This is a genomic window from Synechococcus sp. CBW1006, assembly GCF_015840525.1.
In the GTDB taxonomy this organism is placed as follows: Bacteria; Cyanobacteriota; Cyanobacteriia; order PCC-6307; family Cyanobiaceae; genus CBW1002.
In genome coordinates this window covers 1,298,451-1,321,275 of sequence record NZ_CP060396.1, presented here as the reverse complement: position 1 = coordinate 1,321,275, position 22,825 = coordinate 1,298,451, and the positions used below count along the sequence as shown (strand labels likewise).

16 protein-coding genes are annotated in these 22,825 nt (G+C 63.4%); 5 read left to right on the top strand and 11 right to left on the bottom strand.

Going from position 1 to position 22,825, the window contains the following annotated elements:
• The first annotated feature begins 98 nt into the window (after positions 1-98).
• Entirely contained in the window at positions 99-1,247 is a 1,149-nt protein-coding gene (locus H8F26_RS06310) for a DUF819 family protein (protein WP_197158319.1), read from the top strand.
• Positions 1,248-1,492: 245 nt separating this feature from the next.
• On the opposite strand, the gene H8F26_RS06305 is transcribed toward H8F26_RS06310, so the two are convergent.
• The 6 genes from H8F26_RS06305 to H8F26_RS06280 form a co-directional block, all read right to left on the bottom strand.
• Positions 1,493-1,714: a hypothetical protein gene (locus tag H8F26_RS06305; protein WP_197158317.1), complete on the bottom strand. Its 222-nt coding sequence runs from the start codon at positions 1,712-1,714 to the stop codon at positions 1,493-1,495.
• A gap of 14 nt (positions 1,715-1,728) precedes the next feature.
• A complete protein-coding gene (locus H8F26_RS06300) occupies positions 1,729-3,942 on the bottom strand; it encodes a response regulator (protein WP_370594689.1) in 2,214 nt (737 codons plus the stop codon).
• Between the two features lie 44 nt (positions 3,943-3,986).
• The gene (locus H8F26_RS06295; protein ID WP_197158313.1) at positions 3,987-4,649 is read right to left on the bottom strand and encodes a GAF domain-containing protein; all 663 of its coding nucleotides are present in this window, start codon (positions 4,647-4,649) and stop codon (positions 3,987-3,989) included.
• Positions 4,650-4,762: 113 nt separating this feature from the next.
• Positions 4,763-6,256, bottom strand: coding sequence for an IS66 family transposase (locus H8F26_RS06290; RefSeq protein ID WP_197154297.1), 1,494 nt, complete (start codon positions 6,254-6,256; stop codon positions 4,763-4,765).
• Positions 6,257-6,355: 99 nt separating this feature from the next.
• Positions 6,356-7,108 carry a hypothetical protein gene (locus H8F26_RS06285; RefSeq protein WP_197158311.1) on the bottom strand — a complete coding sequence of 251 codons (753 nt, stop codon included), beginning with the start codon at positions 7,106-7,108 and terminating at the stop codon, positions 6,356-6,358.
• Positions 7,105-8,151: an ABC transporter substrate-binding protein gene (locus H8F26_RS06280; RefSeq protein ID WP_231605500.1), complete on the bottom strand. Its 1,047-nt coding sequence runs from the start codon at positions 8,149-8,151 to the stop codon at positions 7,105-7,107. The genes H8F26_RS06285 and H8F26_RS06280 overlap by 4 nt, the downstream gene beginning before the upstream one ends.
• Positions 8,152-8,227: 76 nt before the next feature.
• Between H8F26_RS06280 and H8F26_RS06275 the strand changes: the two genes are divergently transcribed.
• Positions 8,228-9,721, top strand: a complete 1,494-nt coding sequence (locus H8F26_RS06275; RefSeq protein WP_197154297.1) for an IS66 family transposase — start codon at positions 8,228-8,230, stop codon at positions 9,719-9,721.
• A gap of 558 nt (positions 9,722-10,279) precedes the next feature.
• Here the strand turns inward: H8F26_RS06275 and H8F26_RS06270 are convergent.
• Complete coding sequence (locus tag H8F26_RS06270) at positions 10,280-10,504, bottom strand: transposase (RefSeq protein ID WP_231605498.1); 225 nt, start codon at positions 10,502-10,504, stop codon at positions 10,280-10,282.
• Between the two features lie 14 nt (positions 10,505-10,518).
• Between H8F26_RS06270 and H8F26_RS06265 the strand changes: the two genes are divergently transcribed.
• The gene (locus H8F26_RS06265; RefSeq protein ID WP_197153730.1) at positions 10,519-11,655 is read left to right on the top strand and encodes an IS5 family transposase; all 1,137 of its coding nucleotides are present in this window, start codon (positions 10,519-10,521) and stop codon (positions 11,653-11,655) included.
• A 34-nt stretch (positions 11,656-11,689) separates the two neighbouring features.
• Here H8F26_RS06265 and H8F26_RS06260 read toward each other — a convergent pair whose 3' ends face one another.
• Positions 11,690-12,841: an IS256 family transposase gene (locus tag H8F26_RS06260; RefSeq protein ID WP_231605497.1), complete on the bottom strand. Its 1,152-nt coding sequence runs from the start codon at positions 12,839-12,841 to the stop codon at positions 11,690-11,692.
• A 604-nt stretch (positions 12,842-13,445) separates the two neighbouring features.
• Between H8F26_RS06260 and ltrA the strand changes: the two genes are divergently transcribed.
• On the top strand, positions 13,446-14,696 hold the full coding sequence (gene ltrA / locus H8F26_RS06255; RefSeq protein ID WP_231597922.1) for a group II intron reverse transcriptase/maturase: 1,251 nt from the start codon (positions 13,446-13,448) through the stop codon (positions 14,694-14,696).
• Positions 14,697-14,907: 211 nt separating this feature from the next.
• Here ltrA and H8F26_RS06250 read toward each other — a convergent pair whose 3' ends face one another.
• Complete coding sequence (locus H8F26_RS06250; protein WP_197158309.1) at positions 14,908-16,068, bottom strand: two-component system response regulator; 1,161 nt, start codon at positions 16,066-16,068, stop codon at positions 14,908-14,910.
• Positions 16,069-16,261: 193 nt separating this feature from the next.
• Between H8F26_RS06250 and H8F26_RS06245 the strand changes: the two genes are divergently transcribed.
• Complete coding sequence (locus tag H8F26_RS06245) at positions 16,262-19,021, top strand: response regulator (RefSeq protein ID WP_197158307.1); 2,760 nt, start codon at positions 16,262-16,264, stop codon at positions 19,019-19,021.
• A 1-nt stretch (position 19,022) separates the two neighbouring features.
• On the opposite strand, the gene H8F26_RS06240 is transcribed toward H8F26_RS06245, so the two are convergent.
• Together H8F26_RS06240 and H8F26_RS06235 are read right to left on the bottom strand one after the other, a co-directional pair.
• Positions 19,023-21,200, bottom strand: a complete 2,178-nt coding sequence (locus H8F26_RS06240) for an ATP-binding protein (protein ID WP_197158306.1) — start codon at positions 21,198-21,200, stop codon at positions 19,023-19,025.
• Positions 21,197-22,825: a GGDEF domain-containing protein gene (locus H8F26_RS06235; RefSeq protein WP_197158304.1), complete on the bottom strand. Its 1,629-nt coding sequence runs from the start codon at positions 22,823-22,825 to the stop codon at positions 21,197-21,199. Before H8F26_RS06235 ends, H8F26_RS06240 begins: the two co-directional genes overlap by 4 nt.

Here is a 22,825-nt window from a genome sequence, read left to right as displayed (position 1 = left end):
CCGGGATCGGATCGGCGCATTCTGACGGCACCAGCCCGGCTCGGCTGGGGCGGCTGCAGCATGGGCGCCAGGTTCCGGGTGCCGACACGGCGACACAGATGAACGACACCCTGGCGGGCTGGGCGCTGGTGCTGGGCCTGACGGCGATGGGCTTCTGGCTGGGCGAGCGCCCCGGCTGGTTCGGGCGGCTCGGCCCCACGCTCTGGGTGCTGAGCCTCGGCCTGCTCGCCTCCAATGGTCTGGGGCTACGCCTGCCGGAATCGGTGGCGGAGGGCGTGAATGGGCCGCTCACTTCGGTGGCGATCGTGCTGCTGCTGCTGGCGGTGGATGGCCGGCGGGTGTGGGAGGAGGGCCGCAGCCTGATCGCCCCCTTCGCCGCCGCGGTGGTGGTGACCTGTCTGGCAGCCCTGCTCGGCGCCCTGCTGCTGGGCCCCGCGCTCGGGGCAGACACCCCGCCCCTGGCCGGTCTGTTCACGGCCACCTACACCGGCGGCAGCCTCAATTTCGTGTCAGTGGCGCGGGCCCTGGCGGTGCGGCCCGACCTGGTGACCCTGGCCACCGCCGCCGATCAGCTGGTCTTCACAGTGTGGTTTCTGCTCAGCCTGCTGCTGGGGCATCGACGCCAAAACAACCTCAACCTGGAGACGGAGGCCGGAGCGCTCGATCCCGGCGCGCGCTTCATTCCGCTGGTGTGGCGGCACTGGCGCCAGTGGGGTGGCCAGGCCCTGGCCTGCCTGGCGCTGGCCGTGCTCACCATGCTGGCCGCCACGGCGCTCACCGCCTGGCTGGAGCCCCTGCTGCCCCAGGTGCCGGGCCTCGGCATCGTGGTGCTCACCAGCCTGGCGCTGGTGGTGGCCCAGATTCCCGGCCTGCGCTGCAAGGCGCTGGCTTACCCCCTGGGCCTGCTGGCGATCCATCCCTTCTTTGCGGTGATCGGCCTGAGCGCGGCCGTGATGGCGCTGCTGGGGGAAGGGTTGAACGTGCTGATCTATGCCGCCCTGGTGGTGGCGGTGCAGGCGGTGGGGGTGCTGGCCCTGGCCCGCTGGCGCCGCTGGGGCCTGGTGGACACGCTCGTCTCCAGCCAGGCCGCCGTGGGCGGGCCCTCCACAGCTCTGGCCCTGGCCACCTCCTGCGGCCGCCAGGACCTGGCCGTGCCGGGGGTGGCCGTGGGGCTGATCGGTTACATGCTGGGCACCTACCTCGGGCTGCTGATGGCGGCGCTTGTGGCGGCGCCAATACCGACCTGAACCTGGCCGAATGTGAGGGTTCCTGCCGTTCTGCCGTTTTGTGGGTTACGTTGCTCTCATCTGGCAGAAGCCGGCGAGCCGCGTGCTCGCGCATGCCGGAACCAGCACCGAGCCGCCCCTGCGCTTCCTGGGGACGGCCCTTCAGGACCAAAGCCCTGGCGGTGATCCACCGCCACGTCTGTGCTGCCCGTGTGCGAGTCCCATCGGGGACCGTGGCAGCTGGCCGGTGCGTGATCCATATCCAGTCACAACGTCATGTCCATCACCCGCAACCGACCCATCACCAGAACCAACAAAGCTGGCGCCAACCGCAACACCGCCCCGTCGCGCAGCGCTCCATCCCGCAGCGCTGCGTGCAGCAGCGAGGGGCGCGGAACCAGCAGTACCCCGCAGGAGACACCCTCCTGGGAAGAGCTGCTGGGGCGCCGCTGATCACGGCAGCACAGATCAAGGCACGGCTGAACCAAGCGCCGCTGAAGACTCAGGCCGAACCAGCCGGAACGGTGTTCAGGGCGGCGAGTGCCGCATCGAAGTCAAAGCGGCGGGCGCAGTGCAGCGCCCGGCGCACCTGATCTCCCAGAGCGGAGGGACCGAGCTGCTCCGCCAGGTCCTCCAACGCCTCCCGCGCCTGCGCATCGCTGGCGGCCAGCAAGCTGCAGCAATGCTCCAGCCGTTTCTGCTGGAGAGCGAGAGCGGCAGGGTCCTGCTCCACCCGGGCCCTTGAGCGGTCCACGGAACCAGAGCCCTCGCACGACCCCTCGCCAGGTTCCAGGGCCTCCAGGCCCGCCAGCACAGGGCGAAGCTGGGCGAGCAACACCTGCAGTGCATCCTCAACCTGGGCGCTTTCAGCGTCTGCTTGCTCGGATTGCTCCGATTGCTCGGATAGCTCCGACTGCTCCGAACAGACCGCTTCCAGGGTCGCGGCCGCCTGCTGCACGCCGCGGGCGCCGATGGTGCCCGCCGTGCCCTTGAGCGTGTGCGCCAGACGGGTGGCCGTGCTGACATCGCCCCCCTGCCACGCCGCCCGGAACTGGGCCTCGAAGGTCTGCTGCTCGTCGGCAAAACGCCGCAGCAAGCGCCGGTACAGCTGGGCATTGCCCATGGTGCTGGTCATACCGGCACGCTGATCAAGGCCCGGCAGAAGCGGAAACTCCGGCGCCCGGGCGGCATCAGGTGGTGATGCTGCAGGAGGCTGAATCCAGCGCGCCAGGGTGCGGAACATCGCCTCCACATCCAGAGGCTTGACGATGTGATCCACCATGCCCACCGCCAGCACCTTCTCGAGATCCCCCTCCATGGCATTGGCCGTCATCGCGATCACAGGCATCGATGCCAGGGCTGAATCGGCCTTGATCGCGCGTGTGGCGGTGTAGCCATCCATCACCGGCATCTGGCAATCCATCAACACGCCGTCGAAGCGGCGATCGTGCGCCAGCAGATCGAGAGCCTCCTGGCCGTTGCAGGCCGTCTCCACCACCAGGCCGGCCTGGCTCAGCAGCTCGCAGGCCAGTTCCTGGTTCATGGCGTTGTCTTCCACCAGCAACACCCGGGCGCCGGTCAGCGCCGTGATCGGTTCCGCCGATTGCCGTTCCGCCTCAGAACGGGACGCCTGCGACTGGATCTGGAGATGATCCAGGGCTGCGGCGATGGCCTTCAGCAGGGAGTAGGGCGTGGTGGGCTTGGCGATCGCCCCGTGGAACACGAGCCCATCACGCTCGGCGTCCAGCCAGATATCATCGGCCCCGAAAGCCGTCAGCATCAACAGGCGCGGCTGCGCCTGCAAAGGCAGCGCCCTGATCTCCAGACCCGCCTCCACCCCGTTCATCAGCGGCATTCTCCAATCCATCAGCACGAGGGCATAGGGATGGCCTGCAGCATCGGCCTGCCGCACGGCCCGCACCGCCTGCTCACCATCGCTGGCTTTGTCGACCTCCATGCCGAAGCTGCGGGTCATGGCAACGGTGATCTCGCGGGCAGTGGAGTTGTCGTCCACCACCAGCACACGCACACCGCGCAACTCCTCCAAACACAACATCGGATTGGCAGCCCCATAGGGCAGGCCGAAACGAGCACTGAAATGGAACGTGGAGCCCACATTGGGGACACTGTCAACCCAGATCGAGCCGCCCATCATTTCCGCAATATTCCGGGAAATCGCCAGCCCCAATCCCGTGCCGCCATACTTGCGCGTCACCGAGCTGTCGGCCTGGCTGAACGGCTGGAACAAAAGGCCAATCTGTTCTTCTGACAGGCCGATGCCCGTATCCCGCACCAAGAAGTGCAGCATCACGGAATCAACGCCAACGTCCAGTATCTCCACCTTCACAACAACCTCGCCCTGATCAGAAAACTTCACTGCGTTGTCACAGAGATTAATCAACACCTGCGAAAGACGCAGCGGATCACCCAACAGGGAGTCAGGGGAATCAATCGAATGATCGAAGAGCAGTTCCAGGCCCTTTACTCCAGCCCTCATCCCGATCAAATCCCCTACATAACAAAGCACATTGTCGAGGGAGAAGTCGGTCGCTTCCATGATCAAACGGCCGGATTCGATCTTGGAAAAGTCAAGGATGTCGTTGATAATACCAAGCAAGTTTTCCGCAGATGTGCGCACCTTTGCAGCGTAATTGCCCTGCCTGCGATCGAGATCAGTCTGCTGCAGCAGCCGCGTCATCCCGATAATCACATTCATCGGCGTGCGGATCTCATGGCTCATGTTGGCCAGGAATTCATTCTTTAAGCGTGTCGCACGAGCCAATTCAGTGTTTGCCTGTACCATTTTTTGTTTGTCCGCACAAGGCTTGATTGGGCGCGCCTGGTGCGAGACAACTCTTGCTGAATTCGACTAAACAGATTAGACTGCTGCAGAGCGATACTAATTTGACGGGAGACGGAATCGACAGATTCGATATCCTCTTCGCTCCACACCCTCGCTGCCTTGCACTGATGCATGCAAAGAAGTCCCCACAACTGACCTGAATAAGCAAGGGGAAAAACAGCGTTGGAAACAATACCAAACCTCCCAAGAAGCTCGCGATAACAAGTAGATATATTTGCCGTCCGAACATCATCGACAAAATGGAATCCACCCGACAGGTAACGCTCAACAAGCTGGGGAGAAAAGCACTTGTCTTCGGCTTCTAAATGAAGGATTGAAGTCACACCAGGAGCTGCCGATGCGGCAACAAATCGGCCCCGCTTGTGGGCGGATCGAGGAAGAAACTGATAAATTGCAACTCTATCTGCTTTGAGATAATGAAGAATATCGCATGTGGCAGTCTCGAAAATCTGATCAAGCTCAAGGGACTGGTGAATTCGATGATTAATCTCGCGGAGAAGCCTTTCCTTGCTTGCCAGTTTCTCCAACCTGACCGAATTGGCTTGCATCTTGTCTGCCATGCTGTTAAAAGCAGCGTATCCGTTCAGGGGCCGTGACGCAGCCGCGCAGCATTCACCGCCCTTGATCGCTGATCACCAAGCGACCACAGACACCACGATCGATGACGGCCGGCTCAGGGATTCGGCAACAGCGATGGCATCTCACCGCCGCGATGATGGGCGATCAAGGCCTGCTCCAGGAACTGCCAGATATCACGGCCCTGTTGCCGCAGGCTGGTGGTGACCGTGAGCAACCTGCTGCGGCAGATTGCACCCTGGCGGGATTGGACGCCATGGCTGATCTTGCGCTGAATCACCGAATGGCGCAGGGCACGCTCGGCTGCGTTGTTGGTGGGCTCGATCCCTTCAATCTCCAGGAAGGTCCAGAGGCCATCGCTCACTTGCAGCAACTGATGGCAGGTACGCACCGTCTTGGCCCACGGCGTTCGCTCGCCGCGCTGGCAGCCCAGCTCCACAACCCGCTGCAGCGTGCCCACAAACGCCTGGCGGATCGGCCGACAGCCCTGCTGCAACGTGGACCAGTCGATCGTTCCGTCTTTGTAGCGGTGCCACTGGGCAAACAGCTGCTGCTGCAGGCCCAGCAGCTCCGCTCCAATCTCACCGCTGGCGCCCTGACGGTCAGCGATGGCGGTGAGATCGCGGATCACGTGCGCCCAGCACAGCTGGCGCTGCTCCAGCGGGAGATGGTTGTAGGCGGAGAAGCGATCGCTCACCACAATTCCGCCAAAGGCATTCCCGAGCAGGTCGATCGCGGCGGCAGCCGAGCGGCTCAGGCTCTGCAAGAACACTGTCACCCCCATGGCGGTCACCATGACCCACTCCCAGCCGCGCCGGCCATCGGGGTTGCCACCGTCAGCATTACCGGTGGGGGCACCGGTTTCATCGACGTAGACCACCGACTGCTGACGGGCAAACGCAAGGGCCTCCTGCATGGGCTGCTCCAGTGCTGCACTCAAGCGCTGGCGGATAGTGGCCATCGCTCCCCGGCTGATCTGTACCCCCAGCAGCTGATCCAGCAGCGCCTGGGTCTTGCTGAAACTCAACGGGAAGGCACTACCCAGCAGACCCACCAGAGCACTGAGCCGGGGACCGTAATGGCTTACTTCCACCTCCGCCGGTAACGAGGCACAGGTGCTGGTGGAACAGCAGGGGCAGACCAGGCGGTGCAGCCGGTGCTCGATCACCAGAGGCGTGATCGGTGGAATCTCGATCACCTGGTGCCTCAAGGGCTCGGGATCCTGACCCTGTAGCAACGTGCCGCAGCGGCGGCAGGCCTGGGGGTGGTGCTCGACCACCTCATCCACCCGCTCGATCGGCAGCAGCTCCGGCCCAGATCCGGGATGGCCCGGCTGGCCGCCGCGCTTGCGGCCACTGCCCTTGCGTCGTTCGGGCGGCCTAAACCCCTGGCCATCACTGGAGGGAGGCTTGGAAGAATTGCGGGAGCTGCGGCCGATCCGCTCGCGCAGATGGGCCAGTTCGGTCGCCAGGGCGGTGAGCTGGACGCGGAGCTGCACCATCTCCTCCTGTTGAGCCAGGATGAACTCCCTGGCACCAGCTGGCCACGACAACCAGTCCACCTCGGAAATGCCAGCAGGAGGGGCGCCCATCTCAAGCAGTCTCTGCCTGAGATGCAAACGGGAATCAGGACGCCGTCAAGGGTTCAGCAGAGACGATGTTCGCCGCGTGCTGTCCCGACCCCTGAATGCTTACAAAGCAGCAGAGACAGAAGCGAGCTCATCAGACCCTGTCAGAAAGCTGCGGGAATTGAGCCTACCTTCTCCAAAATTATTACTTGCAGCAACTAGCTTCTGGATTCGCTTGCTGAGAGTAGACTCGAAATACAGCCACAATAATAGACAGAAAATGACCAATATTATGCTAGAACCAATAGCCCGCTTGAAAGCATTGGCAAAAGCCTTCTGATTCAGACCGCTAAGATCATACTCAACGAACAGAATTGCTACCCTGGAAGGCTTAATTTCATATTTACCCGACTTTAGCAATACAGGATACAGCGCAATTAGCCGGTCACCATTATCTACTTTCAATATTACGCCAGCCAGCGCCTGTCTAATCTTAAGGAATTCAGATTGATACTTAAAAGCCTGTGTATCTCTCATTGCATTGCCTATTTGCCGGTAGTCATTAGACTGAATAACAGTATTATTCTCGCTGAAAATGATCGCACTTAAGTAGCCCCGGTACGAGCCCAGTCGGCTTACAAGTGCCTCAATCTGACTTTCACTATCACTTGATCGATACAGATATTCGATGACTTGGGATACTTGAGCTGTGACCCTCCTGAGATTTGCCTTGGCAGAATTCTCGGCCAAGCGATAAGTCGCATTAACCTCAAACAAGAATAATGCTAACCCAGCTAGACTGCCAAACAGCACAAGTGCCGCAGGAATCGCATAACGAAGTGGGGGGGGGGGGTATTTTCTCAGAATTCTTTTCATTGACTTGCCTGGGATGACGATGCCCTAACAAATTGATCATCAAGCAAGGCGGAAGGATCAACCCTATTATCAATCAACCTGTTCTTGATCATTAGATCTACAAGTTTATTGATGGATAGCGCCAGATTAGCATTCTTTTGACCGAGAAGAGCTTGATTTTCCTGAAGGGATGGCTGCTTCAGTTTTTGGAATGAGTCAAGCAGCTGTGCAGGCCTCACCTGGGTACGCTTAGCCATAAGCTTGGCAGCCAGCAGAGGGTTTCTCTCGAAGTAGCCAAGTGCTTTGAATCGGCCGTCAACAAGAGCCTGCACAGCTTTGGGATTGCGCGCAATTGCGTCGTCACTAACCACAAGAACGTCAATAATCTCTCCTGGAATCATGCTACTATCAAATATCTGTGTGGCTCCCTCTTCCAGGAGTCTTGAGCGCGCTGGCCCGAATGTGACAACTGCATCTATTTCTCGATTTCTAAACGCTTGCTCGTGATCAGCCAGTTCAAGGGACACGATCTGAACATCCTGAGGATGCAGACCATTCCTCTCCAGTGCTCTGGCAAGTAAAAAGGCTCCAAGAGCTGTTGATTCCACTCCGATGCGACGACCCATAAGTGCTTTAACATTTTTAATCTCAGGCTGCCCGAGAATAACGTCACCACCGCTGGAGAAGTCCATCACAGCAATGATTTTGATGTTTGCTTGGGTAGCGGCAAGGTCGAGAACCTGATCAATAGAGAGCCCTGCGCCATCGATCTCACTGTTTCGATAAGCCTTGACTTGTTCGGTTCCTGATGGATAGTCAAAAAGTCGAATCGGCTTATCTTTGTAATAGCCAAGCTCCCTAGCAAGGTAGAGAGTCTCATAGCCTGGCCAGAGGTTGGCGCCAATGCGAAGGGTCTGCTGAGGCACCACACCGCAACTAACCAGAAAAACCGGCAGGCCTAGAAGAAAGACTTTCAAGAAACATCCGTTCGACCGTTTTGCCAAGAGCGCGGCGCGACACTCGCGGAAAAAAAACTTGTAAGCATTCAGGGGTCGGGACAGCACGCGGCGAACATCGTCTCTGCTGAACCCTTGACGGCGTCCTGATTCCCGTTTGCATCTCAGGCAGAGACTGCTTGAGATGGGCGCCCCTCCTGCTGGCATTTCCGAGGTGGACTGGTTGTCGTGGCCAGCTGGTGCCAGGGAGTTCATCCTGGCTCAACAGGAGGAGATGGTGCAGCTCCGCGTCCAGCTCACCGCCCTGGCGACCGAACTGGCCCATCTGCGCGAGCGGATCGGCCGCAGCTCCCGCAATTCTTCCAAGCCTCCCTCCAGTGATGGCCAGGGGTTTAGGCCGCCCGAACGACGCAAGGGCAGTGGCCGCAAGCGCGGCGGCCAGCCGGGCCATCCCGGATCTGGGCCGGAGCTGCTGCCGATCGAGCGGGTGGATGAGGTGGTCGAGCACCACCCCCAGGCCTGCCGCCGCTGCGGCACGTTGCTACAGGGTCAGGATCCCGAGCCCTTGAGGCACCAGGTGATCGAGATTCCACCGATCACGCCTCTGGTGATCGAGCACCGGCTGCACCGCCTGGTCTGCCCCTGCTGTTCCACCAGCACCTGTGCCTCGTTACCGGCGGAGGTGGAAGTAAGCCATTACGGTCCCCGGCTCAGTGCTCTGGTGGGTCTGCTGGGTAGTGCCTTCCCGTTGAGTTTCAGCAAGACCCAGGCGCTGCTGGATCAGCTGCTGGGGGTACAGATCAGCCGGGGAGCGATGGCCACTATCCGCCAGCGCTTGAGTGCAGCACTGGAGCAGCCCATGCAGGAGGCCCTTGCGTTTGCCCGTCAGCAGTCGGTGGTCTATGTCGATGAAACCGGTGCCCCCACCGGTAATGCCGATGGGGGCAACCCCGATGGCCGGCGCGGCTGGGAGTGGGTCATGGTGACCGCCATGGGGGTGACAGTGTTCTTGCAGAGCCTGAGCCGCTCGGCTGCCGCCGCGATCGACCTGCTCGGGAATGCCTTTGGCGGAATTGTGGTGAGCGATCGCTTCTCCGCCTACAACCATCTCCCGCTGGAGCAGCGCCAGCTGTGCTGGGCGCACGTGATCCGCGATCTCACCGCCATCGCTGACCGTCAGGGCGCCAGCGGTGAGATTGGAGCGGAGCTGCTGGGCCTGCAGCAGCAGCTGTTTGCCCAGTGGCACCGCTACAAAGACGGAACGATCGACTGGTCCACGTTGCAGCAGGGCTGTCGGCCGATCCGCCAGGCGTTTGTGGGCACGCTGCAGCGGGTTGTGGAGCTGGGCTGCCAGCGCGGCGAGCGAACGCCGTGGGCCAAGACGGTGCGTACCTGCCATCAGTTGCTGCAAGTGAGCGATGGCCTCTGGACCTTCCTGGAGATTGAAGGGATCGAGCCCACCAACAACGCAGCCGAGCGTGCCCTGCGCCATTCGGTGATTCAGCGCAAGATCAGCCATGGCGTCCAATCCCGCCAGGGTGCGATCTGCCGCAGCAGGCTGCTCACGGTCACCACCAGCCTGCGGCAACAGGGCCGTGATATCTGGCAGTTCCTGGAGCAGGCCTTGATCGCCCATCATCGCGGCGGTGAGATGCCATCGCTGTTGCCGAATCCCTGAGCCGGCCGTCATCGATCGTGGTGTCTGTGGTCGCTTGGTGATCAGCGATCAAGGGCGGTGAATGCTGCGCGGCTGCGTCACGGCCCCTGAACGGATACAAAAACTTAAACAAAAGCGACCCCCTCCATGCAAAACAAAGAAAAGACGATGAAGCTTTGCCGCGGTGCCTTCGAAGCAGGTCGAGCAAACGAGAGCATCTGAATCCGCATAGTGCTCAGCCCAGCATGGGCGGCTCCCCCTGCATCATTCGGATCACACGCTCCTTCTCGAGAAGGTCTTGGTCGGTATCGGCCGCGTCCCTTTGCGTGGTGTAAAACCCGAGGCCCGAATGCCCTGACTCAGAGGGTGAACAGGGTGGAATGACGGGCTGTCATTCCTGAGGCGCAGATGCACCTCGTTTTTCCACGATGAAATGAGGCGATTGACTTGTCAAGTCTCTCGTCTGATCGCGGCTGTGTTGTGAGCGGCAGGGGTCTTCTATGCAGCCCAGGGGTTACAGCGCCGGCCCCCGGGCGGCGATTGAGGCCGCTGCGCCCTGTGGGGGCGCTGCCACCTCAATCACCTGGGGCCTGCGTCTTGCACCTCTGCGGCGGCGGCGCTGAGCAGGGCCGGCAGATCCTCCAGCTCCGGGATGGCGGCCATGCTCTCGGCTGAGAACATGCGGCGTCCCTCCAGCTGCCAGTGCTCGTGCTGCTCCAGCAATACCGCGCCCACCAGGCGGGTGATCGACGCGTCGTTAGGAGTTTGCTGAAAAACCCCGCCGCCTCTGCGAAAATAGGGCAACTGCCCCAGGTTTGATGCGAGGTCAGCAGGAGCGCAGCGGCTCCTTGTTCTCCTACGTCTCGATCGAGGAGCGGATCCCGACCAGCCATCCACTCAGGCGGATTCGCAAGCTGGCGGATCAGGCCCTCGATCGACTCAATCCCACCTTCTGCAGGTTGTATGCCTCAGAAGGGAGACCATCGGTGCCGCCAGAGCAGCTGCTGCTGGCCTCGTTGTTGCAGGCGTTCTACGGCATCCGCTCCGAGAGGCTGCTGCTGGAGCAGGTCCACTACAACCTGCTGTTCCGCTGGTTTGTGGGCTTGAGCCCTGACGATGCGATCTGGCATCCGACCACATTCACCAAGAATCGTGATCGGCTCCTCACTGACGACGTCATGGGGCTGTTCCTGGAGAAGCTGATGGGAGCACCCGAGGTCAAACCGCTGCTCAGTGACGAGCACTTTTCGGTGGACGGCACGTTGCTCCAGGCCTGGGCGTCACACGCTTCCTTGGAGCGGATCGATGGCCAGGAGGATCCTCCGCCTCCGCCCACAGGTCCTGGCGAAGGATTCGGTGCTCCCAAAGAGGGAAAGAAGCGCGCCAAAGGGGACTTTCGCGGCATCAAGCTCAGCAACGAGACCCACCGCTCCAGCACCGATCCTGAGGCACGGCTGGCCCGGAAATCGAATGCCCATCCAGCGCAGCTGAGCTATCGGGGCCATGTCCTCATGGACAACCGCCACGACCTGATCGTCGATTGCCGCGTCACCCAGGCCACGGGCACCGGTGAGCGGGATGCCGCCAAAGAGATGGCAGCAGACCTCACCGGTGCCCACCAGAAGACCGTCGGCGCCGACAAGAACTACGACACCAAAGGGTTTGTCGCTGAGATGCGGCGGATCGGTGTCACGCCCCACGTGGCCCAGAACACGGCCCGCAGCGGTGGCTCAGCCATTGATGGCCGCACCACCCGTCACGTGGGCTACTCCAAATCGATCAACGCCCGCCGGGGGATCGAAAAGGTGTTTGGTTGGATCAAGGCGTTCGGAGGGCTGCGCCAGTTCAAACTGCGCGGTACCGAGAAGGTCGGCGCCGTGTTTGGCCTGCATGTGATCGCCTACAACCTGATCCGCCTGGGCAACCTGCTCAAGCCCGCGATGGAGGCGGCATGAACAGCCCGTTGTCCAGAGGTGTGCCCAATAGGCCTCAACCAATGCCTTGCAGAGAGGCCAACGATGCCGAAATCGGGCTGTTTGCGGCTCTGATAGCCGCCGATCCGTCTTTTTGAGCCGGAAATCCACTGATGCCTGTGGAAAACTGGCTCGTGGGTTGGTTTTTCAGCAAACTCTTAGGGAAGATGCCGACCACCCTGGTGCGGCGCTTGATCTCCTCGTTGACCCGCTCCAGCAGGTTGGTGCTCCAGACCTTCTTCCAGTGAGGCTGCGGGAAGTGACGGAAGGCCAGCACGTCCTCTCTGGCCTCGTTCATGAGCTCGGTGGCCTTGGGGAAGCGCTCCGCCAGCGAGGCGGCCAGGTCATCCCAGCGGCTGAGGATCTCTCCGGCATCCTCCTGAGCGAACACCGAGCGCAGGGCGGCGGTGACCATGCCCTGGTGGGCTTTGGGGACGCGCTGGAGAAGGTTGCGGGCGAAGTGGACGCGGCAGCGCTGCCACACACAGCCCTGCAGCTGGCGCCTGATGGCCTTGGTGAGGCCCACGTGGGCGTCGGAGATCACCAGCTTGACGCCAGTCAGGCCGCGCTCTTTGAGCGAGGCGAGGAACTCACTCCAGAAGCCCTCGCTCTCGCTGTCGCCCACCTTGAGGCCCAGCAGCTCACGGCGACCATCGGCGTTGACCCCCATGGCGACGACGACGGCCCTTGAGCAGACCTGCAGGGCCTTGCCCAGCCGGCCGTGGAGGTAGGTGGCATCCAGGTAGACGTAGGCGTAGCCGGACTCCTGCAGGGGCCGGTTCAGAAACGCCTGAACCTGCTCGTCGATGTCCTGGCAGATGCGACTGACCTGGGATTTGGAGATACCGCTCTGGGATCCCAGGGCGGCGACCAGGGCATCCACCTTGCGGGTGGAGACCCCACAGATGTAGGCCTCCATGATCACGCCGTAGAGGGCCTGCTCCACCCGGCGACGGGGCTCGAGGATCGAGGGCAGGAAGCTGCCAGCCCGCAGTTTGGGGATCAGCAGGTCGATGTCGCCTACCTGGGTGGTCAGACTGCGGGGCCGGTAACCGTTGCGATAGCCGAGCCGCTCCTCGGTGCGCTCGTGGCGGTCGGCACCCAGCACGGCAGCGACCTCCAGCTCGATCAGCTGCTGCAGGCCGTAACGGGCCAGCTCGGGGATCAACTCACCGGCAGTGCTGCCATCCAGTAGCGGCGCGAGGTCGGGTGCGGCACAGTAAGTCTTGGGCGTGTGTCACGAGTCAGCAGGTGAAAGCCAAGGCTGATGAAACTGCATCGGGGATGGGAGTGTGGCCTCCCGGGATCGGCCTGCAGGGGCTGGTACCAAACCACCCCGTGCTGCTGCGTTCAAAAGACGTGGTGGTGAGCGACGGGGAAACGGCGGACTGGATCCGTCAGGTGTGCGACGAGAAGGTGAGCGCAAGCGAACCGTTGATGACGCGCCGATATCTATTTCAGACGCTGCCAAAACGGGAGGCGGCCCAAATCTCCTGGATCAGTGTGGACAGAGCCTGTCTATGGACCACACGGCAGCCGGCGTATAGACGGCACGAGCTCATCGCAGGCCCTGATGCGGAACGTGAGAACCTGCCATGGAATGCCAAGGGAACATCCCAAGTGGTCACCACCATGAGGGTCAATACCGATGTCTGTGGCAGGGGCGGAGCAACCCGTAGTAGCGATGATGGGTCTGTAACGGACTCGGAGCCAAGGGGTTGCATCATCCCGTTTGGAGTCTCCCATCAACTGCCTACGGCAGGAGGAATGGGATGACAACAGACAAGCCGCTACCGATTACCAAGGTGATGGTCTGGAAGGCCTATCAACAGGTGAAACGGAACGGACAGGCGGCCGGTGTGGATGGCCAAAGCCTGGACGACTTCAACAAGGATCTGGAGAATAATCTCTACAAACTCTGGAATCGGATGGCATCAGGAAGTTATCTTCCGCCACCAGTTCGGCGTGTGGAGATTCCCAAATCCGGTGGAGGCGTCAGGCCGCTGGGTATCCCGACGGTTGCTGATCGCATCGCACAGATGGTGGTCAAGCAGGTGCTGGAGCCAGAGCTGGAGCTGATCTTTGATCAGGATTCCTACGGCTACAGACCGGGCAAGTCAGCGCATCAGGCAGTAGAGGTCTGCCGTCAGCGCTGCTGGAGGTCCAACTGGGTTCTCGATCTCGACATCAAGGGGTTTTTCGATGCTATCGATCACGACCTGTTGATGCGCGCGATCAAGGCCCATACCTCCGAGCGCTGGGTGGTGCTCTACCTGCAACGATGGCTGCAGGCACCGGTTCTGTTGCCGGATGGCACGCTCCATCCCAGGGACCGGGGCACACCGCAAGGTGGTGTCATCAGTCCACTGCTGGCCAATCTGTTCCTGCACTATGCGTTTGATGTGTGGATGCGCCGGAGCCACCCGGCCATTGCCTTTGAGCGCTATGCAGATGATGTGATCTGTCATTGCCACAGCGAGAAGGAAGCTCGGCGGTTGCTGGAGGCATTGCAGGATCGCTTTGCGTCCTGTGGCCTCCAGCTTCATCCCCAGAAGACCCAGGTGGTCTACTGCAGGGATAGCAACCGCCGGGCACCGTTTGCTGATGTCACGTTCACGTTTCTTGGTTTCGCGTTTCGGCCACGTGTGTCTCGCAATTCTCGCGGAGTCATCTACACAGGCTTTTTGCCGGCAGTGAGTCCGCAGGCTCTCCAGCGTATGCGGGAGAGGATTAGGTCGATAGGGCTTCCATCGCTCGTGTATCTGTCGCTTGAGGAGATCGCTAAAGTGCTGAATCCAGTGATTCGTGGCTGGATTCAGTACTACGGTCGTTTCTATAGGACAGAACTGATCAGGAAGTTGTATCGCTACCTGGATGACAGAATTGCAGCCTGGTTACGGCAGAAGTACAAAAGGCTGCGGGGTCGTCGGCTCCAAAGCTGGCGAGTACTTGCCAGGATCAGGTCTGGACATCGTGATCTGTTCGCGCACTGGCGTCGAGTCAGTGAAGTGGCATGTGGATGATGGGAGCCGTATGACGCGAGAGTGTCACGTACGGTTCTGTGAGCACCTCGGGGGGAAGTTCCCCGGGGTGACTCGACATGGTTCGTCTGGTTGAGGTGGTTCTCGAACCAGGGAAACGGGCCTGCCCACCCCTTGCAACGCCAGCCGCTGGGCCAGCCACCTGAGGTGCGCGGCCCACCCCGGCTACGCCGGGGTGGGGGTGCCGGGGGATTTACACCAAGCCTTGGGACGCCAGCTCGGTATCGCTGTAGCGCCGCGCGATCTCCTGGAAATCCTCTTGAATCGCATCACAGGCGTCAACCACATCGGGATCGAAATGGCTACCGCGGCCTTCATGCAGGGCCTGCATGGCTTGCGCATGCGACATGGCCTGTTTGTAGACACGTCGACTGATCAGGGCGTCGTAGAAATCGGCCACAGCCATCAAACGAGCGGAGACTGGAATCGCATCCCCCGCCAATCCGAGGGGATAGCCCGTGCCATCCCACTTCTCGTGGTGGCTGTAGGCGATCTCCTTGGCATAAAGCAGGAAATCTACTTTGAGGTCGAGTTGATTTTCTGCCGATTCAATCGCAGCCAAGCCAAGGGTAGTATGGGATTTCATCACCTCAAACTCCTCCTGCGTCAGGCGACCCGGCTTGAGCAGGATGCGATCCGGAATTCCCACTTTGCCGATGTCATGTAGCGGTGCGCTGCGGTAGAGCAGATCAATCGTCAGGTCGTTGTCAAGCACGGCACGGAAGCGCTCATGGTGGCGCAGCCTGAGAGCTAGGGCGCGGATATAGTTTTGCGTGCGGCGGATGTGGTTGCCGGTTTCGTTGTCGCGCGTTTCAGCCAAGGAAGCCATAGCGTGGATGGTGACATCCTGAATCGCGGCCAGTTCATGGCTGCGCTTCTGCACCTCTCGCTCCAGATGATCATTCTGATCGCGCAGACGATCTGCAGCGGCCTTGAGTTGCATCTGGGTGGCCACACGAGCCAGCAGAATCGGCGGATTCACAGGCTTGGCGATGAAATCAGCCGCTCCGAGCAGCAAGCCACTTGCCTCATCGTCGACAGACGAGTTCGCCGTGAGAAAGATCACCGGAATGTCCCGCGTAAAAGCCTCATCCTTCAGCTTTTTACAGACTTGATAACCGGATAAGCCCGGCATCATGACGTCGAGCAGGATTAGATCGGGCGGCGTATTGGCGCCCGCAATCTCCAGGGCCTTGGCTCCACCCGTAGCCACCTTCACCTGGTAGAAAACCTGCAGAACGGCCGAGATCTGATCCAGGCTGCTGACGCTGTCGTCAACGACCAGAATCGTAGGTTTTTTTAATTTAGAAGCAGCATCGAATGCGTGGACAGTCTGTACCAAAGAAAAGTCCATGGAAGAATAACCTGGCTCTTAATCATTCGATTTTACCATTAAAATCAAAAGTCGATTTACTTTAGTCAATCGCGTCCACCCGATGTGGCGACATGGCTGGCCGTTCAGAGATGAGCACATCGAGCTGGCTTTGGGCCGAAGCTTTGCATAGCGACCAAGGGTTTACGGTTCACAAAGAAGTGCACTGGCGGGGATGTCCGGCCCTGAATCGAACGCTGGCGAGGCCAAGGCCGGTGCTGAGGCCAGGCCTGGTCGGGCCCGTTTCCTGCGCCACTTCCTGCCCGAGATCCTGCCGATCGTGCTGCTGATCACGGCCGCCGGCTGGCTGATCGCCGAGGGACTCGCCCGCGAAGAGCTCCTCAGCCTGACCGCGCGCCGGATGGAACGCCTGGAGCTGGCCCTGGCGGCCGTGAACGAAGCGACCCTGAGCGCCGTGGACCAGCTCTGGGCGGCCCAGGGGCTCCCCACCCTGGCGGCGGCGGTGGCCCAACCCAGTGCCACCAACCTGACGGCCCTGGCGGAGGGATTCAACGCCGTGGCCTCCACCGGACACTGCACCGATCAGCTCCGCTGGATCGATCGCAACGGCCAGGAGCGGGTGGCGATCAACAAAAGGGGGAGCCGCATGGTCTCCGTGCCCCCCCAGGAGCTGCAGAACAAGGCCGACCGGCCCTACGTGCGGGAGGGCCTGCGCCTGCTGCCAGGCCAGCTCTACGTCTCCGCCCTCGACCTGAATCAGGAGCACGGCCAGCCGGAACGGCCCTACCGGCCGACGTTCCGGTTGGCGCTGCCCCTGTTTGATCCCGGCGGCCAACGGCAGGGCCTGGTGGTGCTGAACAGTTCCGGCCGCTGCCTGCTGCGCACCTGGCTCCTGGAGATCCAGAACGACACCCGCCACCTGATGCTGGTGAACCGCGAGGGCATCCGGCTGGGCCGAGCCGAGCAGCTGCAGAACTGGGCCTTCCTGCTGCCAGGTGCCCGAGCCGATCAGCAGAGCATCAGCCTGGCCCACACAGACCCCGCCGCCTGGGCCGCGATGGCATCGGCACCCAAGGGATCGGCGAGCCTGCAGGACGGGGACTGGATCTGGAAGAGCATCGACACCCAGCAGGTCATCCGTGATCACGTGCTCATGCTCAGCCGCGGCCATGCCGGTGGCAGGCACCTGAGCGGCGGCAGCAGCAGCCTGGGGTTCGATCGGCTGGCCGTGATTCACCTGAGCGCCGCCGAGCGGGCCGCCATCGTGGGGCAGCACCGGCGCGAGGTGTTGCTGCCGACCAGCCTGCTGCTGGGCCTGTCGGTGCTGAACGGCCTGCGGCTGACGCGCTTTCGCCTGCGGCTGATGAGCGTCAATCGCCAGCTCGCCGCCCGGGCCGAGGAGGCCCGCAGCAACGCCGAGGCCAAATCCGCCTTCCTGGCGAACATGAGCCATGAGATCCGCACGCCGCTGCATGTGGTGCTGGGGCTGGCCCATCTGCTCGCCCAGGACACACTCACGGCCGGTCAGCGCAAGCTGGTGAGTCAGATCCAGGCGTCTGGACAGCTGCTGCGCAGCCTCACCAACGACATCCTCGATTTCACCAAGATCGATGCGGGCCAGCTCCAGCTGGAGGACGGCATCTTCACGCTGGACGCGGTGCTGGATCGCCTCGCCACCATCCTGGCCGTGGCGGCCGCCAACAAGCCGATCGACCTGCGGATCACCCCGCCGGCCTACCCCCTGGGCCGCCTGCGGGGTGATGCCACCCGGCTCGAGCAGGTGCTGGTGAACCTCACCACCAACGCCGCCAAGTTCACCGAACAGGGGCACATCAGCCTTCTGACCACCGTGCTGGAGCTGCAGCCGCGGCGGGTGGAGATTCGCTTCGAGGTGCGCGACTCGGGCATCGGCATCCCGCAGGAGCTGCAGGAGGCGATCTTCCGCCCCTACGTGCAGGAAGACGATTCGATCGCCCGGCTCTACGGCGGCTCCGGGCTGGGGCTGGCGATCAGCCACCGGCTGGTGGAGCTGATGGGCGGCCAGCTGGCGGTGGAGAGCACACCGGGCCAGGGCAGCTGTTTCCAGTTCACGGTGAGCTTCGAACGGCTGCCCACCGCCCTGGCCGCACCGGCCCGCTCGCCCCTGCGGGTGCTGGTGGTGGACGACGACCCCGCCAGCGGCGACGCCCTGCTGCTGCACTGCCGCGCCCTGGGCTGGCAGGCCAGCGCCGTGGCCGACGGCCCCGCGGCCCTGGCCCTGCTCCACCGCGATGACCCGCAGCAGCCGCCACCGCAGCTGGTGCTGCTGGATCGGGCGGCAGGGGCCGAGGAGATTCGCCAGGCCTGCGGAGAGCCGCCGCCGCGGATCCTGCTGATCGTGCGGGCTGGCCAGAGCCTGGCCCTGGATGCCTCCGGCCTGCCCGCCGGCGTGGATGGCGTGCTCGACCAGCCGATCACCGCCACGGCACTGGCGGCCGCCATGGCCGAAGATCGCCCGACGGCAGCGACCGAGACTGGAGCGGCCCCGACCGCAGCGACCAAGACAGCAGCAGCCCGGAAGCCCCTGGAGGGCCTGCATCTGCTGGTGGTGGATGACAACCGGCTCAACCGCCACCTGGCCGAGCGGATCTTCAGCAACGAGGGGGCCAGCGTCAGCCAGGCGGAGGGGGGCCAGCAGACCCTCGACTGGCTGGCGGCCCACCCCGGCAGCGCCGATCTGGTGCTGATGGATCTGCAGATGCCCGGCCTGGGTGGCTGCGCTGCCACCCGGCAGATCCGGGCCCAGGAGAGCCTGGCCCACCTGCCGGTGGTGGCCCTCAGCGCCGGGGCCACCACCGGGCAGCGACAGGCCGCCATGGAGGCGGGCATGGACGCCTTTCTGACCAAGCCGTTCGACGTGGCCGAGGCCATCGCCCTGATCCGCCGGCTCTGCGGCCACCCTGGCAGCAGCGTGGATTCATGCCCGTTGCCCTGATTCACAGGGGTGGCGTCCAGCGCCGCACCATCTCCAGCAGCGCCTCGAGCTGCACGGGCTTGGTGAGGACGTCGTTCATGCCGGCGCCGAGGCAATCGTGGCGGTCGGAGGCGGCGGCATTGGCGGTCACGGCAATGATCGGCACCGGCACCGGCACCAGCCCGCCGGCCAGCTCACGGCGGCGGATCTCCCGGGTGGCGGCGAAACCATCCATCTCGGGCATCTGGCAGTCCATCAGGATCAGATCCCAGGCCCCTTCCTCCCAGAGCGCAACGGCCTCGCGCCCGTTGGTCGCCTTGCCCAGCACCGCCGGGAATGGGGCCAATCCAGGGGTGGCGGCAGAGGCCAGCATGCGCTCGAGGATGCGCTGATTGAGCTGGTTGTCTTCCGCCATCAGCACCCGAACGGGGCGCGAAACCGCCTTCGCCGGCACCGCAGACGTTGACACCCCGGCCACCGACCGCTCAGCCGGCGGTTCGGCGGCGGGCAGGGGCAGCAGCACCCGCAGGGTGGTGCCCTGCCCCGCGACGCTCTCGAGCGTGATCGTGCCGCCCAGCAGCTCCACCAGGCGCCGGCTGATCACCAGCCCCAGGCCCGTGCCGCCAAAGCGGCGCCCGGTGGACGCATCACCCTGCTGAAACGGCTGGAACAGGCGCGCCTGGTGCTCGGCCGGGATGCCGATGCCGGTGTCGATCACCTCGAGCCGGTAGGCCCCAGCTGCGCCCTGCTGCCGCACCCGGATCTCCCCAGGGGCAGGGGTGAACTTGACGGCGTTGCCGATAAGGTTGGAGAGCACCTGCCGCAGGCGGGACGCATCACCCAGCAGCCAGGCCGGCAGTTCGGGGCCGTTCTCCAGCCGCAGCTCCACCCCCGCCGCCAGGCTGGGCCGATACAGATCCACCACCTGGGCGGCCAGGCGCCGCGGCTCGAAGGGAGCCGCCTGCAACGCCAGCTGGCCCGCCTCGATGCGGGAGAAGTCGAGCAGATCGTTGAGCAGCACCAGCAGCCCATCGCCACTGGCCTGGATCGCCTCCAGCAGCTCCCGCTGATCAGCCGAGAGCGGCGAGGAGGCGAGCAGCTGGGCTGCACCGAGCACCCCGTTGAGCGGGGTGCGGATCTCGTGACTCATATTGGCCAGAAACTCGGTCTTGGCACGGGAGCCCGCCTCGGCCCGTTCCTTCGCCTCAAGCAGTTGGCCGGCCTGCCGGTCGCGCTCCACCTCCACCCGCAGCTTCTGCTGCTCGATCGCCCCGAGCAGCATCGCCGTGAGCGATTCCACCCCCAGGAAGGCCTGCAGCGAAAGCATCCGGTCATTGAGGGTGGCGAAACCGGCGAAGGGGCCGAGGCCGCCCAGGGTGGGCAGGGTGGCCGCCAGGGCCAACAGCACCACCTGCAGCGCCACCACCCGGGAGGAGCAGCGCAGGGCCCCCCAGAGCAGGGGAAGAAAGCAGAAGTAGGTGCCACTCAGCTGCCGCGCCGCCGACTGCGACACCCCGCCGAAGATGACCAGGGCCACCACCACGGTGCTCAGCAGCACCATCGCCTTTTCCCAGGAGCCGGCCTTGAAGCGGGCGCCCCGCAGGCGCGGATCGGGGCGGGCCAGGAACAACGGTGCGACCAGAATCCCGCCGAGCCAGTCGCCCCGGGCCCAGGTGGTGGCCACATCCGGCCAGATCTCCCAGGGGATTGCCCCTGCCAGGGCCAGGGCCGTGGCCCCCGCCAGGGCCGCCACCGCAGCCTGGATCGCCGCCGCTGCCGCCAGGTTCAGATAGTCGAGGGGACGATCGATGCGGCTGCCGATCCCCCAACGGTGCAGATAGGCCAGCGCCAGCAGCAGACCCACCAGGGAGCCGGCGGCCGGCAGCAGGGCCAGCGCCAGCGGCACCTCGCTGCCGAGCACCTGGCCCCCCAGCAGCCAGGCCTTGAGCTGGGGGCCCTCGGCGAACACCAGGAACTGGCCGAAGAACACCCCCACAGCCACGGCGCCGAGCCTGGTGCCGCAGCGCAGCCCCAGACCGAGGGCGACCCCCGCCGCCAGCCAGAGGGGCGAGATCGTGGTGCCCTGAAACACCAGGTTCTGACCGAGCAGCCCGGTAGCCACATAGGCGAGAAAGGCGAACAGACCGGTGGCGGCCATGGGACTGATCCCCCCGAGGAAGCGGGCCCTGGAGGCGCTCATGGGGAGGTGCCAGACGCGAGAGAGGGGCCAGCAGCGGAGGAGCACACCACCCGGTTCCGCCCGGCCTGCTTGGCGCTGTAGAGCGCGGCATCGGCCCGCGCCAGAAACTCCTGGAGCGATTCCTCCGGCTGGATCAGCGCCACGCCGATGCTCAGGGAAATGCAGAGGTCGCCCTGCTCGAACGGAATCGGCTCGGCCACGTGCCGGCGAATCTTTTCGGCCAGGGCGAGCACCCCCGACTCGGGTGCCTCCCCCGTCTCCGTCCCCACACCCTCCAGCAGCACCACCAGCTCATCCCCACCGAAGCGCGCAGCCAGATCGGAGTGGCGGATGGAGCTGCGCAGGCGATGGGCCACCACCCGCAGCACCGCGTCACCGGCGGCATGGCCCTGCCCGTCGTTGATCGCCTTGAAGTGGTCGATGTCGCAGAACAGCGCGGCCAGCGGCAGATCGGAGCGGCGCCGGCCGTCCATGGCTGACAACCGCTCCTCCAGGCCGCGGCGGTTGAGCAATCCGGTGAGCAGATCGTGCCGGGACTCCTGCAGGAGGCTGGCCTCGGCTTCCACCTGTTCGGTCACATCGAGGATCTGGCCGATCACCTCCATCACGGTGCCGTCGTTGTTTCGGCGGCAGGAGACCGAGAGATCACCCCAGAGCACGCTGCCGTCGTGATGGAGGAAGCGCTTCCGCAGCCGGTAGGAGCTGCGGGTTCCATCCAGCAGCGCCGCCGCCAGGGCCTGATCCTTGGCGAGATCCTCGGGGTGGGTGAGGGACTGCCATGTGAGCCCGAGGAGCTCCCTCTCCGTGCGTCCGAAGAAGCGACACAACGCGGGATTCACCTGCAGGAACCTGCCCACGCCCGGCGCGCAGAGGCACATACCGATCGGAGCTGCAGAGATGATGCTGCGAAGGGCCTTCTCAGAGCTGGCCAGGGCCTGGCGCGCCAACTGCTCCGGGAGGTTGTCGCGCCAGCTGCCCACGATGCTCGTCACCCGACCAGACCCGGAACGCAAGCCCCGACCTGTCACAGCCACACTGCGGTAATCGCCCTGGCGGCAGCGGACACGCAGGTCGAAGTGGTGGGCTTCGCCGCGCCGAAAGAAGGCATCGGCTTCGCGCAGCCTGTCGATGTCATCGGGGTGAACGAACTGCCCGAAGGGCCTGCCGATCAGATCCCGGGGCCGCCAGCCGGTGAGGGCATGCACGGAACTCGACACCCACTCGGTCACCCCCTGCGGCGAGGCCGAGAACACCACATCGGAGGCGTACTCGGCCATCAGGCGATAGGAACGTTCCAGCTGCAGCCGTTCGCGGGTCAGGGCCAGGGCCAGCATCACGACCATGGCCATGGCCAGTATCCGCACCCAGTACATGGGAGTGGTGTGGAGGCCCTGGAGGGCACCAACGGCCAGAGCCATCAGCAGGGCCACTCCTGCCATGGCCAGGGTGTGCCGGAGAGAAAGCAGCCCAGCGGCCAGCAGGACCGGCACCAGGTAAAAACTGGCCAGCGGGATGTGGGGCGGCGTGGCCAGGTCCAGGAGACCGATCCCCAGCAGCAGCACCCAGAGGGTGACCGGTGTGCTGAACAACTGAGCCAAGGGGACACCGCGACGGCTCCCTGTCAT